General features: G+C 55.9%; 7 protein-coding genes. 1 reads left to right on the plus strand and 6 read right to left on the minus strand.

Features of this window, described 5'->3' with window-relative positions; all coding sequences use genetic code 11:
* Nucleotides 1-17: 17 nt before the first annotated feature.
* Nucleotides 18-1,205, minus strand: coding sequence for a phosphoglycerate kinase (locus tag ACOSDR_RS09870; RefSeq protein WP_420722769.1), 1,188 nt, complete (start codon nucleotides 1,203-1,205; stop codon nucleotides 18-20).
* A gap of 155 nt (nucleotides 1,206-1,360) precedes the next feature.
* Here ACOSDR_RS09870 and ACOSDR_RS09875 point away from each other — a divergent pair, with 155 nt between their 5' ends.
* Nucleotides 1,361-2,407 (plus strand): class I SAM-dependent methyltransferase, encoded by a 1,047-nt coding sequence (locus ACOSDR_RS09875; protein WP_420722768.1) that lies wholly within the window; start codon nucleotides 1,361-1,363, stop codon nucleotides 2,405-2,407.
* Between the two features lie 10 nt (nucleotides 2,408-2,417).
* On the opposite strand, the gene ACOSDR_RS09880 is transcribed toward ACOSDR_RS09875, so the two are convergent.
* The 5 genes from ACOSDR_RS09880 to ACOSDR_RS09900 all read right to left on the minus strand — a co-directional run bounded on the left by ACOSDR_RS09880 (nucleotide 2,418) and on the right by ACOSDR_RS09900 (nucleotide 18,995).
* Nucleotides 2,418-5,624, minus strand: a complete 3,207-nt coding sequence (locus ACOSDR_RS09880) for an ABC transporter substrate-binding protein (protein WP_420731113.1) — start codon at nucleotides 5,622-5,624, stop codon at nucleotides 2,418-2,420.
* A 71-nt stretch (nucleotides 5,625-5,695) separates the two neighbouring features.
* Entirely contained in the window at nucleotides 5,696-13,684 is a 7,989-nt protein-coding gene (locus ACOSDR_RS09885) for a LamG-like jellyroll fold domain-containing protein (protein ID WP_420731114.1), read from the minus strand.
* Between the two features lie 305 nt (nucleotides 13,685-13,989).
* Nucleotides 13,990-15,285, minus strand: coding sequence for an HlyD family type I secretion periplasmic adaptor subunit (locus ACOSDR_RS09890; protein ID WP_420731115.1), 1,296 nt, complete (start codon nucleotides 15,283-15,285; stop codon nucleotides 13,990-13,992).
* Between the two features lie 28 nt (nucleotides 15,286-15,313).
* Nucleotides 15,314-17,050 carry a peptidase domain-containing ABC transporter gene (locus ACOSDR_RS09895; protein WP_420722764.1) on the minus strand — a complete coding sequence of 579 codons (1,737 nt, stop codon included), beginning with the start codon at nucleotides 17,048-17,050 and terminating at the stop codon, nucleotides 15,314-15,316.
* A gap of 85 nt (nucleotides 17,051-17,135) precedes the next feature.
* On the minus strand, nucleotides 17,136-18,995 hold the full coding sequence (locus ACOSDR_RS09900; protein WP_420731116.1) for a TolC family protein: 1,860 nt from the start codon (nucleotides 18,993-18,995) through the stop codon (nucleotides 17,136-17,138).
* Nucleotides 18,996-19,096 lie beyond the last annotated feature (101 nt).

The following is a 19,096-nucleotide window of genomic DNA, read 5'->3' on the forward strand; positions in this document are numbered from 1 at the left end:
CAGAATGGGGCTAAATCCTATTGCTTCAAGACCGACACACCCGGCAAATCGCGCCCTTCCATCCATTCCAGGAAGGCGCCCCCCGCCGTTGAGACATAGGTAAACTTGTCTGCCACACCGGCCGCCATCAGGGCCGCGACCGTGTCGCCCCCGCCTGCTACGGAGATCAGTTTCCCAGCCTCTGTCAATTCTGCGGCCTTCCTTGCCAGCGCCACAGTCCCGGCATCAAACGGTGGAATTTCAAACGCCCCCATCGGGCCGTTCCAGATCAAGGTTTTGCAGGATTCCAATTCTGCCGCCAGCGCGTCTGCTGTTTCCGGCCCGATATCCAGAATCATTTTATGGGCTTGAACCGCATCCAATGCGACAGATTCAGACTCTGCGCCAGACGCAAATTCCGAAGCTACCGTAACATCATGGGGCAAGCCGATCCGGCATCCAGCCGCATCCGCACGGGCCAGAATACCCCGCGCAACATCGGCCAGGTCCTTCTCGCACAGGCTTTTGGCGATGTCTTTACCCATGGCATACAGGAACGTGTTGGCCATGCCCCCGCCGATAATCAACAGATCGACCCGTTCCACCAAATGCTCCAGGACTGCTAGCTTGGTAGACACTTTCGCGCCGCCAACAATGGCAGCCACCGGGCGTTCTGGATTGCCAAGGGCTGCTTCCAGCGCTTCCAGCTCTTTTTGCATATTGCGACCGGCCAGAGCCGGCAACAAAGTGGCAATAGCGACCGTGGACGCATGGGCGCGATGAGCTGCAGAGAACGCGTCGTTTATATAAACATCACCCAGGGCAGCCAATTCCTTGGCAAATTCCATATCATTCGCTTCTTCGCCAGGATAGAACCGCAGATTTTCCAAAACGACGATTCCGTCCTTAGAGATGCTGTCGATTGCGGTTTTTGCCGTGCTGCCAATGCAATCTGTTGCAAAAGTAACAGAACGACCCAGAACCTTTCCCACGGACTTGGCGATTGGGCCCAGCGACATTTCCGGGACAGGCTTCCCCTTAGGCCGGTCGAAATGCGACATAAGAACCACGCGCGCGCCACGATCGATCAACGTATCGATGGTATCGCGCAGACGTTCAATGCGGGTCGCGTCACTGACGGTATCTCCCCGCATCGGGACATTCAGATCCGCCCGCACCAAAGCAACTTTTCCATCGAAATCAAAATCATCGAGCGTCTTGAACACGGGATACCCTTCCTGATTATGCTGAATTTTGCGACTCTCTACCCGATCGCGGCACAGGTTAAAAGCATTACCGGCGCGCATTTGTCGCAGAATAGCGATTGAGCCCGCGCAAATCCGCCCCATATCCTAAAGCGACGTATTTGGGGAGACAGCATATGTCACTATTCGGTCGCGCCCTGTTTGGGGCTGCTCAGACGTCACGGACCTTATGGTTCGGGGCGCAATATAGTCTGGCGCAACGCCTGGCCCCTCCGCTTGATGGCCCTTCTCCAGCGCCTGGAACGTTGCCCGGCTGGCCCTTAATTCTGAGAGACTTGCGCGGTTTGCAGCGCCAGGACTGGCAGAATGTGGAAAACGGCTATTACCCGCCCCCTGCAGATATTCTAGCGTCCCCGATCAAGATGCTACGCAATGCCGCACGGTTCATCAGGGATGTCCCCGCGGTCAATTTGCGGCGTCGTTTGAAAGCCAATAGTGACGTTTTTCAGGATGTCACCACGGCCCGACGCCCCCGATATTACATGCAGAATTTCCATTACCAATCTGGCGGCTGGCTGACCGATGACAGTGCCGCCCTGTATGACCATCAGGTTGAAGTTCTTTTCACAGGTGGTGCCGATGCGATGCGTCGACAGGCGCTTGTCCCGATTGGCGATTGGCTGCGCGTCCATAGGGCGGAAGGCCGGCAATTGATGGATGTCGCCTGTGGCACCGCCAGGTTCCTGCATGATGCCAAGCGCGCCCATCCCGCCCTGCACGTGATGGGCCTGGATATGAGTGAGAACTATCTGCGTAAAGCACGAAACAATCTGCGGCGCTGGCCCGGTGCGTTTTCCATGGTGCTGGGCAAGGGCGAACAGTTACCCCTGGCGGATAATATGGGGCCGGACCTGATGACCTGCATTTTTCTGTTCCATGAGTTACCGCGAAAGATACGCCGCCGCGTGATGGCGGAAATGGCCCGCGTCCTGCGACCGGGCGGGCGTTTGGTTATCGTCGATTCCATTCAGATCGGTGATCATAGCCCTTATGATAAACTGCTGGATCGTTTTCCCATGGCGTTCCATGAGCCCTATTACAGCGACTATATCCGCGACCCGCTGGAACAGTTGGGTATTGCGTCAGGCTTGCGCCACCACAACACGCGCCGCGCCTTCTTTGCCCGGGTTGTCACCTTTGACAAACCCGATAGGGCTTCCTGATCCTTCATCGTTATTTTGCCGGACCATCAGCGGTTATCGTCCGCCCGGCGGGTAAGGCATCCGCTTTTTCGTGGCGCATCAGCGAGATTTCCGTCGGCGCCGGTCCCTGTTCTATCCCATCAATACAAAACTGATCAAAAACAACGGCATAGACCGTATCGCGCACAATTTCGAAGTCGTCATATTCATCGATCCAGAAATCCACGCGATATCGATGGAACAGGCCCAGCTCGAACACCTTCACACCATCATACCGCCAGGTGTACATATCCAGCGCGTCGTTGCGGCCCAGGGCGTCTGACAATTTATCCCGGACCGGCTGTTCAGCTGCCTTGATTGAGCGTTCGACCTCATCTGGTCGATACCGTTCCGGCACAAAGAATTCAGCGCTGAACCGAACCATGTCGCCGGTGGAGAAATTCTGAATCAGGGATTCAGAGACCTGACCGTTTGGAATGCTGACATTATAGCCATCCCGGGTGCTGAGCCGCATCGTGCGCCAGGTAATGTCGGTGACCAGCCCGATCATATCCCCGACCATCACCCAATCGCCAACCTTAAAAGGGCGTTCAATATTCAACACGATGCCGGAAAAGATGTTTGCGATATTGGCCTGAATAGCCAGACCAATGATCATGGCCAGCAAGCCTGATGTCGCCAGCAGACTGGTCAATTGCTGATCAAAAACGAAGGCGATCACACCAAAGATGGCCAAAAGATAGATCGTGCCTGCCCCAAACAATCGCACCACATTGGGAATACGGCGACCTGATCGTTCCTCTATCGGAACCCAGACAAATCGCTCCAGGCTGATGACCAGAAGGCGCGCCGGTATCAGCCACCACAGGCAGTCGAAGAACAGCACGATGCCATCGGTAACCGCATCCGGCAGGGTTTGGGCGGAATAATCCAATAGCAGGGTTCCAGCAGAAATCAAAAGAACCGGCCAGCCAATCACGCGGATCCCCAAGGTCTGGAACCGCCAGAACTGACCCCGGTCCTTGCGGTCCATAATGGCTGCGAATAACAGCGCAACGACCGCAAATATAAACAGATAGACGAACCAGTTGTAAGGAATGGCATCGGCGGGATCCAAACCCGCCGGTCCCAGTATAACCCCCAGATCAATGCGCGTAAATTCAGCCGCCTGCTTTCCAAAGCCAACAAAGGCGGGGTCGCCTTCCCCCGTTCCCTGATAGACTTCCTGCGAAATCCAACTGCGCTCCGGTGCCCAATCCGGCAGGCTGGCAAAGACTCGCCGGGACTGCAGGCCATCCAGCAAAGGGTCACCGCTGGGCCCCTCACCAAACAAGGCAGCGATGTCCAGGGATGATTCATCAATGCCAAGCCACGCCAGCCAATCGGACGCCTCGTCCTCTAAGCCCGCTTCATTATTGCCGCCCGAATTGCTGACCACCAGGGGCTGTACGTCGCTGCGCGTCTTTACCAATCCCATGCCCAATACATCGGTCACATACATCAGATTGTTGCGACTGAGCAGACGATGATGGAAACCCAGCCCGGCCAAAACCGTGCCATAGGGATGCTTGATATTGGAAAACTCTGTCTTGAACTGGCCTGAGACGCGATATGACACATATTTAAGATCGCCATCCAGGCCTGTCTTGTCCGGATCGGTCAAATGGATCGGTTCAACCGCATTCAAAAAGACGACATCTTGAGGTTCGAATTCGCCGCGATATCTAAACCAGATCAGAAAATCGATCTTGTACCGATCTTCCAGTATTTGCTGATCATCACTGGGCCCTTCCCGAACCGGCTCAACATTCAACAATTGAACGCCGGTATAGACGACATTGGTCTTATACATGAATTTATCATTCACATAGAGAACCTTGCCTTCCTGAACCAGATCCAGGAAACCGGTCACGCCGCGTTCCAGAATAGGCTGTAACTGGGTCAGCGCGGAAATCATGCTGGAACCGTTATACAGACCAATCTGAACACTGGTTGTATTTGCCCCATTCTTTCCGAAATACCGTTCCCCTGCGACAACACGATGGCTGCGTTCCGGATGGTCCAGACCTGCCAGGAAATCCCGGACTGCACCCCGCAATGCACCGATATCCGCTGCATCCGCCGGGACTTCGTCAGACGGGCTTTGCCCAATATCTGCGATAATGCCATCCACGGCCATCCGGGCTGCGTCATAGGAGAATGCCGCGACCCAATCCGGGGCGGTGCCATATCGTGCCAAATGGTCTGTTCGGAAGTTCTGGGCAACTTCTGTCGCTGTATCAAACAACAGCGGTGTCGTGACAAAGATGCCATTGGTAATGGAGGCTGCGGGCTCCCCTTCCGGCAGGATCGACTGAACTTCGGAGACAAAGGCACCTGTCGCCATGTTGGAAAGGCCGACAATGCCATTGCGGACGCGGCCCTGCCGCAGCCCGGTCACGATCCGCGCGGCCTGGGGCGCACCGCCCTGAACGAAAATGTCGCCCGTCAGTTTCTTGTCGCGCATTTCTTGTGCAATGGCGGTTGCACGATCTGACAGGGCTCCCAAATCATTTGGATTATAGGACCAGAAATTAAGGACCTTGGTCCCAAACCGGCGATACGTCGCATCGAACGCCTCTGCCAGCATGCGCCCGCGCGCAGTGTCTTCATGAATGATAGACACCGTTTCCTGACCGATCACATTGCGCAAATAATTCGCCAGAAACCGCGTCTGGGACAATTCATCATAGACGGTGTGAAATACCCATTGGGTGTCAGATGCCGCATCGCTGCGCGCCGTCGTTGGCGCGGTGGATATCATCGGCACGCCAGCGGCTTCATAGATCGGTTCCGCAGCCGCGGTTGCTTGCGGACTCCAATGACCAATGACCGCAACGACATCCGTGCGCGCCGCAAGATCGCGGGCGGCTTCAACCGCGTCGGCGACCGTATTCCCGTCGTTGATTCCTTCAACCACGACGGCGCGCCCCCGAATCCCGCCGGATTCATTCACCAGATCAGCGGCCAGTTCTGCGCCACGCACCATGGTCGCGCCAATCGCAGCATCTGGCCCTTCCATCGGGCCAACGACCGCCAGACGAAACGGATTGTTGTAATCCAGGTCCAGAACGGTGACCCGTGTGATCAAGGAAAATACCCCTGCGATCGTAGCCATCGCCAGCAAGATCACCAGGAACATATTCCGCTTGGTCATCGGCCAATTGCCGAAAACCGTTCGCCATACTGATTGAAACACGAGCCCGCCCCTAAAAAGTAACCCCAATTGCACCGCGATGGCTGGGGGCCAGTCTTACCTTGGAGCCCGTTTTAGACAACCGTCACGTCAATGTGCTGGGTTATTGTATCTGTTCCGTCGGAAATCTCCACCGTGAAGGTGTCATGACCTGTAGGCGACCCATCATGAGAATAGACAAAGGTGTTTCCATCCAGATTCAACGACCCATGATCTGGTCCCGCCGCAATCGCATAAGACAGATGATCGCCATCCACATCGCCGCCCAACAGCAGACCCTTGTAGTTTCCAGCGCTGCTGACGGAAAAGTCTACCATATTCTCACGACCATCGTCCCCGGTCACCGTCCCGTGGATACCATTTACGGAACTATCCAGAACGGTATTGCCTGAATTCTCGTTGAAGGTCCAATAGCCGACAAGGCCATTTTCCCCGCCCGTCAATTCCCGTGTCATGGATTGTTGAATTTCCGCCTCACTGCGCGCCGTGTTCCAAACACGGACATCATCCAGCGCCCCTTCATAATTTTCACCCAGCCCATCGCTGCGGGCACCAAGTGCCAAGGGTTCGGCGGTAGTGATCGCGCCATTGTTGAATGTGCTGGAATAACCCGGCTCGGTGCTCCAGCCCGATCCATCCCCATCCAGATACCCTCGAATTTCGCTGGTGGCGCCAGACTGATCAATGACCATGGCAACATGATGCCAGCCCTCATTCAGGCCGGTCAGGGAAATTTCGGATTCCCCCTTGCTGCCAGGATCAAGCGTCGCAGTGCGCACCAGCAATGTGTCATCGTCGATCAGGATAGAATAGCCGATATCATCGGAATTCTGCGTATTCCCCTTGGATACAAGGTAATCCAGATCATTGGTCGCAGCCGACCCGGCCCAGTAGAACCAGGCCTCTACGGTCAGGCTGCCATTGCCAGGATCCAGCGCGGCGTTGTGATCAATATAAACCGCATTGGTTCCATCAAAGGCAAAGGCATTCTGCGAATCAATGCTATCGCCAAAGCCGGGAATAGAGGCAATGTCGGAATCTACGTCATGGGAGACCCCATCAAACGTTCCCGCATGATCGGTGACCGGGTCTCCATTCGTAATGGGGTCTGAGAAATCATACAGCGCGCGAAGTCCACTTTCCGCACCATCCGCCTGTACCAGATAATTGTCCGCAATCTGTTGAGCCGTACGTGCCGTGTCCCAAATACGGAACTCAGCTAATTGACCATCCATATACTGCTGTCCACCATCCCAGATAAGAGCCCCGATGGAAGCATTATTCACCAAAGATTCCGTAACCGGCGGAATCGAAAATCCTATTCCGCCAGAACCGGCAAGAGTAGAGTCATGTTGTCCATCAATGTACAGATTTGCCTCAGCCGCCGTGAAAGTCACCGCAATATGGTGCCACTCACCGGTATTCAGTGACGCCGAACTGGTGATGGTTCCGCTGCCATTATGGGATTTGTAGGTCACGGCGCCGTTTTCCACAGACAAGAGTGCCATCGTATTGGTGAAATTCGCCTGTTGAGAGAATATCCGTGCCTGGGTGTTGCTATCCAGATAGACCCAGGTTTCGATGGTTCCTGCTGTCATTCCGTTAACCAGCGAGGGGGGCACATCAACATAGCTATTTGCACCGGTAAAGTTGGCGCTGGGTACAACACTGTCACCATGACCCATCGGAGGTGTATTGTTGAGGAATGGGGTCGTGACATTGACCGCGATCTGTTGATTTGTGACGCCGCCCTGACCGTCCGATACCTGCAGGGTGAATTCATCCCCTCCGACATAGTTGGGATTGGGGGTATAGGCAAAAGTACCGTCCGGATTGACCACAACAAATCCATTGCTGGCATTGGTCAGCACAGAATAGCTGAGCGGATCGCCATTCCCGTCACTGGCCAGCAGTGAACTGTTTGCGACATCACCCTCTGCAACCGTCAACAAGGGCACGATGTTGCTGCCAGCGCTCAGGACGACGGGATTGCTGTTGCCGGTCTGGTCCGGAACTTCGCCGTTAAACGATCCTTCAAAATTATACAGCGCCACCAGGCCCGGCTCATTTGGTGGATCGGCAATTTCAGCGCCGATATGGGATTGGATTTCCTCTTCAGACAAGGCCACATCCCAAACACGCAGATCATCGATAAGACCCTGAAAATCCCGGCTGCCAATATTGTCATCACCGATATTCCAGGGGCTGTCATTTGAAGGCCCCATGGTGAAGGGGGCATCGGACATCAGGATACCGTCGATGTAAATTTTCAAATTGGCCCCGTCATAGGTGACGCCAATATCATACCATGTGTTTGGTTGAAGTATGTTGGGAGGGGTCGACGGTTCAACACTGACATTCCAGACGCGAATGGCACCATCCGCCATATGCAGCCTAAAGGGTGAGGAATCGACCACATTGGTGTCTGACTTATCAAACAGGGTCTGCAATCTGTTCACATCATCAGAAGTCTTGATCCGTAATTCGACCGACATCGGGGTTGCCCCGCCGAAATCCAAGGCGGCCGAATGGGCGATGGTGGATTTGCTGTCGACCCCATCCTGTATAAGGGCCCCGGTCGAGTTCTGAACGGCCGTTACGATTGGCGCGACATTGGGGATTTCCTGAACCTGTACCGCGACAGTGCTGACAACCGGTGTCACGCCGCCATCATTAACGGTGATATCCACATTGGCCGTGCCAAAAAAGCCTGGATCGCCGGTAAAGCTGGCCGTATCCATCGCCGCGCGAACATCCACTGCAAGGCCTGTAATTGAGACACCATTCCCCGACGGCACAATAAACGCGCCCCCGCCACCAGCATTGGCGGAAATCGATCCCTGAGCACTGGTCAGGGTTACCGTCAATACGTCGCCATCAACATTTGCGATATCGATATCCGCCAGAGAAATCGGCTGATCTTCCAATCCAGAAATCGCATTAACCCCACCAGAGGTCAGGCTGGCATTGTTGAGAACCAGGTCAGGGGCACCATCCACCGCACTGACCATAGAGCCGTCCATCCGGTAATCCGCAATCAGATCAGGATTCATTGCAGGATCCAATTCCTGCCCCATGACCGCATTGATTTCCGCCTGACTGCGCACAGAATCCCAGATGCGCACGCCATCAATCTGACCGTCCAGCGCTTGCGACGACTGGAAGTCACCGCCAACCGCATCCTGATCTGCGCCCAACACTAAGGTTCCCCCCGCCTCTAGGGCTGCTGTCGCCGGAAGGGTCGCAACAGGATTGCCATCCACATAAAACACCGTATCCCCGCCATTTGGCCCAAAGGACAGCGCCAGATGATGCCAGGCATCATCGGTCACATTGACGGTCGTGATCGTCTCAAGATTGGTATTATTCAGCCAAATGTTGATATCGCCGCCCGTCAGGGTGATCCATAACTCATTGGCAGACCCCGGCACTGCATAGGAAGCAACAGCGCCTGCCTGGTCGGCTGTTTTCAGCCAAAGCTCTACGGTCCCTTGCGTCGTCGGGAATGTGTTGAAATTTTCAGCTATGGCGAAGGAGAAACTGGCATCGTCACCATTGGAGCCAACACCGGTCACATTCAGGACTTCCGGCGCAGAAATGACCGTCGCATCCTCAATCGGGGCGACAATGATATCAAAACTGGAATTGGTCGTGACCGTCCCATCATTCACAGACAGGCTGACTGGAACCAATCCATTGGCATTGTCTTCTGGCGTATAGGTCAGGGTCGCCAGGGCCGCATTGATCTGCGCGGCAGTACCGGAAACGGTCACAGAAGTTGACCCACTGTTTTGCAACGTGGCCCCTGCGCCCCCATCGGTTAAATCCAGGATACCGTCTGGAACATCAACCGTGACAGTCAGGTCGTCGCCGTCGACATCCCCAACTTTCAAACCGTTAATGGCGATGGTTGTGTCTTCAAAACCGGCTGCATTCGCCGAAACATTCGTGGATATCCGAAGGTTATCGACGCCCCAGCTTTCGTCACCAATTTCTTGGTTCAGCGTGGAACTGAAGCCCAGCGTAACGATCTTATTCCCCAGCCCGTCATCTGGGAACGCAGCCAATTGCGCCGCGCTCAGGCTAAATCTTACGCCGTAAACCTGATCATTAAATGCGGCCAGACCTAAATCCGCATCCTCAAGCGTTTTCAGCGTGAAATTCGCATCACTTTGATCCCCGACCTGCCCGAAGACTTTTTGAAGGATCGGATCGCCATTGATCGAAACCGTGAAGGTTTCATCATCCCAGGAATCCATCTCGTAGAAATCAAAGCTGAAGCTGACGCCATTTGCCCCATTTGGAATGATGAAGGCTTTTTCTGTCGCGCCGCCCTGACCGAAATTCCCCAGGAATTGGGTTAATCCATCAACCGTCGTTACGGTCGTATCCGACCAGCCATTCGCACCGGATTCAAAATTTTCATTGGTGATTGTAACACCCGTCGTCACGAAACGCGGTGCATCATTCGCCCCGGTGACCACCACACTGGCGGTATTGGGCACGGAGCCCCCGTCACCATCAACTACGTTATAAGTGACAGACAGTGCCACCTGTTCCCCATCATCCAGATATCCGAATTGACTGGAATTAATCGTCAATTGTCCGGTGTCATTGTCGATGGAGAAAGAAACGATATGGCCATCATCGGATGTTACAGCAACCGAGGCTGTGTCCAGGTTTGTCCCATCGTCAATATCGCTGGCCCCTGTCAGCAGGTCGATTGCGAGCGAACCACTATCTTCAGTCACAGGTGCGACAGCAATCGGGCCAGCAACCAAGGGCACATCATTGCTGCCATTCACGGTCACATCGACGGTGGACACAGACGTCAATCCGCCGGGATCGGTTACCGTGTAGGAAATCTGCACGACCGCATGTTGACCAACCGCAAGGGATTCGAAGTCAGTGCCAGGATTGTATTGAATTTGATTGCCGACGATGCTGACCGTGCCTTGCCCCGGGGCGACGGAAGCCGCCGTCAAAGAAAGGGACGCCGTCGCATTATCAACATCCGTATCATTGGCGATAACATCAATCGTCTTGACCGTATTCTCAGACGTTGAACTGACATCCGCGACGGCAATCGGGCTGTCATTGGTCCCGGTGATCGTAACGGTGATATCCTGGAACGCTGTCGTTCCTTGATCATCGGTCACGGTGACACGGAAGACTTCCGTCGCCGTTTCGCCAGTGGTCAAATAATCAAAACTTCCCTCTGGCACTGTGTAATCCCAGGAAACAGTGCCCGTCGCACCCACAGCCGGTGTTGTGATCGCTGCAGTCAAAATCCCCGCGACGCCAAACGAGGGGGTGACATTTACTGTATGCGTGCCATCCGCATCCACATCGATGAATTTAAGCTCTCCAGCAGCGGTCAAATCGGGATCACCGGGCTCCGCATTATCGGTTGCTTCCGTCGCAGCACCTGTCACGGTGCTGTCCGCCAGATCAATTACCGGCACATCGTTTGTGCCCGTCACGACCACAGAAACGGTGCTGGAGGCAGACCCGCCAACCCCATCAGACACGGTATAGGAAATTGTAATGCTTTCCGTATCCCCGGCGTCCAGATCATCAAAATCGGTTCCGGGGTTGAATGTCACCACAGGTCCGGCGATTTGAACGGTACCCTTGCCTTGTGGCACACTGGCTGCGGTAATGGTTAAAGGTTGACCATCCGGATCGTAGTCATTGCTCAGGACAGACAGGGACAAGGTCTGGTTTTCGGTCCCGGCCCCGGTATCGCTGGTCACAATGGGATTCAGATTAACCGGCGTTGTGGTCTGGGTCGGTGCCGTATCCTGTGATGTTGTCTGGGATGTCGTCCGTGTCGGCGTGGTCGTTGTCGACGGGCCAAAACTGCTGGGCGTGTAGGACGGCGTGGTGTTGCCGAACGGTCCTGGATTGAGGTTATTCTCAAAATTTGGCCCACGCGGCGACGAATTATTGGTATTCGTATTCCCACCGGCTGCGGATTCAATCTCCTGCAAGGCCGCGATTTCTTCATCCGTTGGCTGATCGGACCCGCCCCCTTCCGGCGCAGGGTCTTCAGTCTGATTCTGGGTGTTCCCCTGTTCTTCGGTCCCGGTCCCAGCATCCGCCACCTGAATGGTTTCGGTCACGCCTTGACCCGTTGCCTCATCATCGCCGGTGGCGGTGTCGGAATTTTCGCCCTCGCCAGGGCCCTGGGCAACCTGTTCAACGGATTCCGCAGTATCGGACTCGGTTTGTGGATCCGCGCCATCTTCACCGGTCTCGGTCTTGGTATCCTCAGAGGCGACTTGCTGTTGCGTCTCCTGAGAGGGGGCAGCTTCTTCGTCACTTGTCGTCTGTTGAGGGGCGGCTTGGTCCGTGCTGGCCTGTTGTGATGTCGCAGGCCCGGTGTTTCCACCAGATGGCTGACCCGACGAATCTGCCGTTGTCGTCGCGGCAGGTTGCGATGTGCCGGTATCGCCAGTGGCTGCGCCATCCGCGGTTTGCTGTTGTCCAGCCTGATCTTGTCCAGCCTGTTCTTGTCCAGCCTGTTCTTGTCCAGCCTGAGTCTGGCTGCCCTGATCCGTCGTTTCACCGCCGGTCGTGCCGGTCGCATCGGCGACGGCCTGGGCCAGATTAACATCTTTTGCGGCATCGCCCCCTTGCGCCAATGCGGTTGCGGCGGGATCAGAAGGCACGGATTGATTTTGACTGGTCGTATCTGCTGCCTGTTGCGCATCCGCTGCCCCGGCCAATGCATCGCCGGGTGCCTGACCATCCGCCAGAGAGGATATCAGTTCCTCCCCGAACGCATCGCCCTGACCGGCATTCGCCATGGCGTCATCGACATTATCACCAGAAGCCAGGGATGCCGCCAATTGATCCGCAGGGGACAAGGGCACGTCCTGGGCCTGCGCGACTGCTGCGGCTTCCTGTGCCGCTTGCTGGGCATCATTCATTGCATTGACGGGAGATTCCCCCGATGCAAGGCTTTGTTCCAGCGCATCCGCAAAATCAGAATTACCGCTTAATTGCGCAAGAGTTTCCGCATCCGCGCCATTGGCCAGGGCGGCGGCCAATTTATCAGCAGCCGACAGCGGAACAGATTGCGCATCCGCATTGGCGTCTTGCTGCTGTTGAGCACTATCGGCCTCCGCTAAAGCCTGCCCAGCGTCATTCCCAGCGGCCAGAGACTGTTCCAGCGTCGCGGCGAACGCCTCACCACCGCCCGCCTCTTGCAGCGCATTGGCAACATTTTCACCCTGCGCCAGGGATTGAGCCAACCGGCCCGCCGCATCCAGATCAACTTCTCCGGCCTGCTTTGCTGCTGCCGTATCCGTTGCGGCCTGTGTCGCATCCGCCAGTGCGTCATCGGCCCCCATTCCCTGAGACAAGGCGGCTTCCAGATTATCTGCAAAGGCATTCGCATCGCCACCGGCCAAACGGGCGGCATCTGACAGGGCGTCCCCAACATTGTCGCCATTGGCCAACGAGGAGAGGATGGAATTTTCAACTGGGACGGATGCCTGCTGCTGGCTGGTCAATTGCGCGTCGGCGGCAACAGAGGCCGAGTCCAGCGCCGCTTGCGGGCTGCTGCCTTGCGCCAGAGATTCCTGCAATTCGGACAAGAAGGCCGCCTCAATAGCGGCGGGGTCCTGGGGAGCATCGCCATTAGCAATCATGTCGCCAACGACCCGGGAAACGGCTTCTTCTACGCCCTGACCGGAAGCAATCGCCGCCAGCAGTGCATCTGCCGGAGACTGACCCTGCGCAGCGTCAAATGTGTCAATCGATTGCTGCATCGCCTGTTCGGCATAGTCCACCGCATCACGGGGGGCTCGGTTCGAAAGAAATACTTCGTTCTGGAAGGTCTCAAGAAAAACATCAGCCGCCTGATCTGCTGCGGCAGTGCTGGCCCCGGCATCGATAGCGGCTTCGCGCATGGACTCGCGGACCGCATTCAGCGCTTCTTCAACATTCTCCCCGGCTGAGATCGCGATTAGAAGGTTGTCAAAAACATCTGTTGGCAGGCCAGCTATGCTGGACGCCCCCCCTTGAGCCTGAACATCCTCAATCGTATCAGCCATCGATTTTAGTCCCCGTTTCCCAGCGGAATCCGAATTGGAGCGCTTGGCAGTTTACATCAGTTACTAGCCCAATTCCCTACATTTTAGCCTAAAACACCGTAAAATTGCGACTCTTATATGGGAAGCCCAATTAACTTTGCCACATTTTTTATAATATTTTTCGTAAAATTTTATATAATTTTTTAAAACCGTGTTCAGAAAATTCTGCATTTTCTGATTTGAGCATATTTCCCAGAACGCATTACATAAATTGAAACAAGAAATTCTAAAATATTATCAAAGCGCTAGCACTACATCTGAAAAGTCTAGCGTTCTCGCAGTGCAGCCCGCATTGAGCGAACATAGGGGTCTAAAATATATTGGGCTATGCGGCGCTGGCCAATGATGATGCTGCTGGACACGCGCATCCCCGGATACAAACGATACTCTAAATCACCATCTTTGAACATCTGGGCTGCGGTTTCTATGCGCACCGAGTAGTAGGGAACACCGTCTTCATCCAGTAATGCATCAGGACTGACACCCACCACAGTTCCGTCCAATTTGCCAAATCGCGCCGCATCAGAGGAAGTAAGGCTGATCTGTGCCGACTGTCCGGGGCGGACGAATCCGATATCATCCAGCGGCATTCTGGCATCAATCACCAGCCGCTCTTCCATAGGCACAATTTCCGCCAGAACATCCCCGGCGCGCACCACGCCCCCGATCGTGCTGACCGCGATGGTCTTAACAATCCCCGCGACCGGCGAGCGAATGATCATGCGGGACTGGCTGTCTTCAAATTTCCGCAGACGTTCGCTCAATTCCTGAAACTCGCGTTCTGATGCGTTCAACTGCGCGCGGGCTTCTTCGGTAAACTTCTCGGCAATTTCCGTCAGCCTCGCCTGGGCCTCTTCCATGCCTGCGCGCGTGCGTTGCGCCATGGCACGGTCTTCCTTGACCCGCCCCTCCAGCGTCGCAAGATCCTTCAACAGGTTGATATGGGTCATGCGGTTGGTGATATTCTGTTTCAACAGCGTATCGGATATCTTGATCTGTTCCTGCAGAAACCCTCGGGTGGCCGCTGCGGTTTCAAGACGTGCGGATACTTCTGCAATTTCCTGACGACGCTGGGCGATCAACTGGCGCTGAACATTAAACTCCGCCGCAAGTCGCTTGCGCCGCGTTTCCATCAATTGGCGGGCCGCCTCAATTTGATCGGGCACACGTTCTATCAGGTCCTCTGGGAAATCAGCATCGCTTCTGCCTGCCAGTTCTGAATTCAAACGCGCAATTTCAATCCGCAGGCCAGTCAGACGTGCCCGCAGCTCTGCAACTTCCGCATCAATCTGGGTTGAATCCAGAACGAACATGATCTGTCCAGGTTCAACGATTTCACGTTCCTGCACTTGGATATCCGCAACAATGCCGCCTTCCAGATGTTGAATTTGGCGCACGCGGCTGGCGGGCACGACTTCCCCCACTGTGGCGCTGACGATGTCCAGGCTGCCAAACCAGGTCCATACCGCAAAGGCCACAACAAAGGCCCCCGCCAACACGATAAAGCCCACTGCCCCGGTGGCTGATTCAATTGGCGATTTATCCTGTTTCGCAGTCATCATGCCGACCTGTTTCTACGCTGTACCTGCTTCATTGCGCTGCTTTCGCCCGAGGCTTAGGCGCGGGATTTTGACCGCGCGCGCCCGCGTTCCAATCTTTCGATGCGCCGGGGTTTTCCTTGGACAGAACCTTAACGGTCGGCCGTGGCTTCGCATCCAGATCCACCAGTATCTGTGCCCCCCGAATGATCTGCTGATCGTGGGATGAAACGATGATTGTCCGACCCGCCCGGGCCAGTTGGATCAGGGATTCGTAGACCTGACGAATGCCCTCTTCATCCATCCCCTCGGTCGGTTCGTCAAAGATCACCAAACGCCCGCCAGAGGCCAGTGCGCGCGCCACGGCAAGCCTGCGGCGCACCCCCCGGGCCAGGGTCATCCCATTATTCGTGATCAGGGTATCAAGACCCTTTTCCGTCTCGTGAACGAACCGGGCGGCACCGCTGCGCTCCAGAATCGCCTCCAGCACTTCATCGGTCAGATCGGGCTTTAGCATGCGCAGATTATCGCGAATGGTGCCATTAATGAAGGTCGGTTCCTGTGGCAGATAAACCAGTTGCCGCCGCCACCATGCGGGCACCAATTGCCGCAGATCGACACCATCGGCCAGAATCTGCCCCCGATCCGGTTGGATCAGCCCCGCAATCAATCGGGCCAAGGTCGTCTTTCCCGCCCCGTTGCGCCCCACCAGCGCGACCACGGCGCCCGGGTCCAGGCGGATCGACAGATCCTCAAACAAGGGCGTCGGGGCGCCAGGGGGTGTATAGGCGACATCCCGAATTTCCAGTGCCCCACTGTAATCGCGCAAGGCGGATCCTTCACTGGGTTCCACCGGCAGGCCTACCAGCGCCCGTGCACGATCCATAGCCAGGCGGGATCGGACCAGCGCTTCTGACAATTGCGCAAACCGGGTGACCGGCTGCAACGCCCGCGCACCCAGCAAGTTGGCACCAATCATCGTGCCTACATCCAATTCTCCCCGCACCACCATCGCCGCCCCGACACCGATGACGGCAACACTCATAATGCCCTGCGCACTTTGTGTTAAAGACTGCAGCCCCCCCTGACGACGCGCCAAGCGCCGCCGCAACGCCTGCACCACCTGCAGGTTCTTTGCCCAATCTTCGATCAAGCGATGGCCCGCACCAAAGGCCCTGACACTTTCCGCTGTTGAAGTCGTTGTGCTGATCAGCCCATGCCCAATCGATTGATGTTCTGCGATTTTCTTACTCATGGGTCGCAGCACGATCTGATTGGTCACCCCCAGAATCGCAACGACACATATCGTCGTGAACACAATGCCCGCCAGAATAGGGCTGAACAGAAAGATCGCGCCCACATACAACAAGGCAAAGGGCAGATCGAAAATTGCTGTCATATTCGGGGCGGAAAATGCGCTTTCCACCTGCTCAACGCCTGACAATGCCTCCCGACGCTCTCCGGATGGAACTTTCTCCAAATCGCTGAGGCGCGCGGTCGTCAGGACGCCATAGGCCCCAACGCCCAGATTATGATCCGGTTCTCCAGACAAAGTGGCCGCAAGCTTCAAACGGCTCCATCGAAAGCCGAGTTCGAAAAGAATCGCCAACAGCACGCCGCTGGTCAGCGTGAACAAGGTCGAATCAACGCCATGGGAAACGTAGCGATTAAGAACCTGAATGACATAAAGCGAAGAGGCCAACCCCAGAACATTCGCCAACAGTGATGCGATCAGGATCAGCATTGCCTGTGTGGGTCTGCGCTGCAACCGTGCCCAAAGCTCACCCATTTTCTGCGCGCCCCATTATGCGGACCTCCCAACAGGCCGAAAACCAAAAGTCCCTTCCATCATTCATACCGTGGTCGGGTCTGGGTCATTGTGCCCAATTAAACAGCGGGTTGTCGAGTTCCCCTTTTGGTGCAGCTTCCGCGTCCGGTATGGGGTCAGAATCCGTTGCAGCCCCACCCGTCGAGGACTCGGGCGGGGATGGGTCTGTCGGCTGCGGTATCGGTTCGACTGACGCGCGCGGCGGTTCATTGGGCGGATCAGGCCGCGGCAAGGATGGCGCATTGGCAGGATCGGGAACAGGGTCGGTGTCCGTTTCGAAACTGGGAGGGGCCTCCAACATGCTGCGCAAGCCTTCCTGAGTCTGCGCTGGCGGTTCCGCTGGAACCTTTGGCGCATCGGGGGTCAGTGCAGAGGTTGGGGGTTCCGTTGGCGCGGTTAAGGATGATTGTGGGGCGGGCGGCGTAAAAACGCTGCCATCCTGGCCCGTTTCCTGACTGGAATTGATCTGGGACGGATCAAGCGGGGCCGACGGATCCAAGGTGCCCCCTTGACCGGTGGGGGACAGCAGTAAATCCATTGCCGGGTCTGGCGCCATCTGGTCAGACAAGGTCGCGATCGGCGCCAGCATTTCAGAGCGATCCGGGCGCGGCACTGTTTTGATCACATCATATTCCAGCGCGCCCGCAGCGGACAGCAATTCCACCATTGCCAATAACACCTCCGCCTCTGCAGCAACCGCATCACTTTGTGCATTGATCAGCGACGTTTCACCCGCCAGAACATCGATTAAGGATCGTTGACCCAGGCTGCGTTCCTGAATGGCGACTTCAAGGAAGGCGCGCGCAATGCCGGCCTGATCGAACAGATATCCAGACCGCAGGCGCGCCGTTTCCAATTGTTTCCAGGCATTGCGAACGCGCTCTTCAATGGTGCGTTCCAAATCCCCCATGGTCCGTGTCGCAGCCACTTCATCCGATTGCGCCGCCCGCAATGTATTGATGGAGGTGAATCCCAGATTAAAGGGGAAGCTAAGTTGCAGCTTAATCGACGATTCGTTCTTGCGCCCAATGGTGCCACCATCGTTTTTCAGCATGCTGCGCTCGCCGATCATTTCAAATGTCGGGGTGAAGTTTTCTGCTTTGGCGGCAATGCGATCCTGTTGCGCGATGGATATATCCAGACTGGTCAATCGAATTTGCGGGTTGCCGCTGAAAGCCTGCTGCAGCGCTGCATCCAGGCTTTCGGGAACAAAGCTGCGGTCGATATCAATGCCGGGCATAACGGCCAGATCACCGGGAACATCCCCGAATACGGCACGATATCGATTCAGCGCCAATTCGTAGTTACCCTCTGCATCGACACGACGGGCCTGGGCTCCTGCTAATTGCGTTTTCGCCTGCAGCAAATCAGTTGAAAGACCTGACCCCGCTTCGATGCGTGCTTCTTCCAGCCCGGTCTGTTTGCGAATGTTCTCTTCTGATCGTTGCGCAAACCCGACTATTTCAGCGCTGCGCAGAAGATTGATGTAAGCAGAAATCGCCTCTGCCGTCAGGTCCTGGCGGACTTGCACAAGTCCGATTTCGGATTGGGTGAACTCCAGCCGCGACCGCTCGATTGAGGCATTGCTGGCCCCGAAATCCCACAGCAATTGCGTGATCGTGGCTGTGAGGTCCTGGCCTGGTTCGGTCTGGGTCGCCTGACCGGTGCGTTCCAATCGATAGCGTTCAACACCCGCCGTCAGGTTCAGATTTGGATACCAGACCCCCAAAGCGACCAGAGATCGTTGCCGCGCCGATTCCACCTGGGCCCGACTGGCCTGGACCCGATCATGATTTTCAACAGTTTCAGAGATCAATTGTTCGAGGGGTTCTGCACGCGCACCTACGCTCCCGCCCAGGCAGGTTAAGATAAAAACCGCAATCCCAATGAAGCGCGCTGCCTTCATTCCCTCTATCCACGAGCAATCTTGCCCGCATTATATGGCACAGAGGGCGCTGCACCGTCAGCAAATCCGCGCCAGCCCCCCCAATGCCGATAAAGACGCAA

The sequence above is a fragment of the Hwanghaeella sp. 1Z406 genome (assembly GCF_048892425.1).
In the GTDB taxonomy this organism is placed as follows: Bacteria; Pseudomonadota; Alphaproteobacteria; order UBA8366; family Aestuariispiraceae; genus Pacificispira.

Coding starts and splice junctions, on each gene's coding strand:
- ACOSDR_RS09875 (WP_420722768.1), top strand. CDS start 1,361: ATGTCACTATTCGGTCGCGCCCTGTTTGGGGCTGCTCAGACGTCACGG.
- ACOSDR_RS09885 (WP_420731114.1), bottom strand. CDS start 13,684: ATGGCTGATACGATTGAGGATGTTCAGGCTCAAGGGGGGGCGTCCAGC.
- ACOSDR_RS09890 (WP_420731115.1), bottom strand. CDS start 15,285: ATGATGACTGCGAAACAGGATAAATCGCCAATTGAATCAGCCACCGGG.
- ACOSDR_RS09895 (WP_420722764.1), bottom strand. CDS start 17,050: ATGGGTGAGCTTTGGGCACGGTTGCAGCGCAGACCCACACAGGCAATG.
- ACOSDR_RS09900 (WP_420731116.1), bottom strand. CDS start 18,995: ATGAAGGCAGCGCGCTTCATTGGGATTGCGGTTTTTATCTTAACCTGC.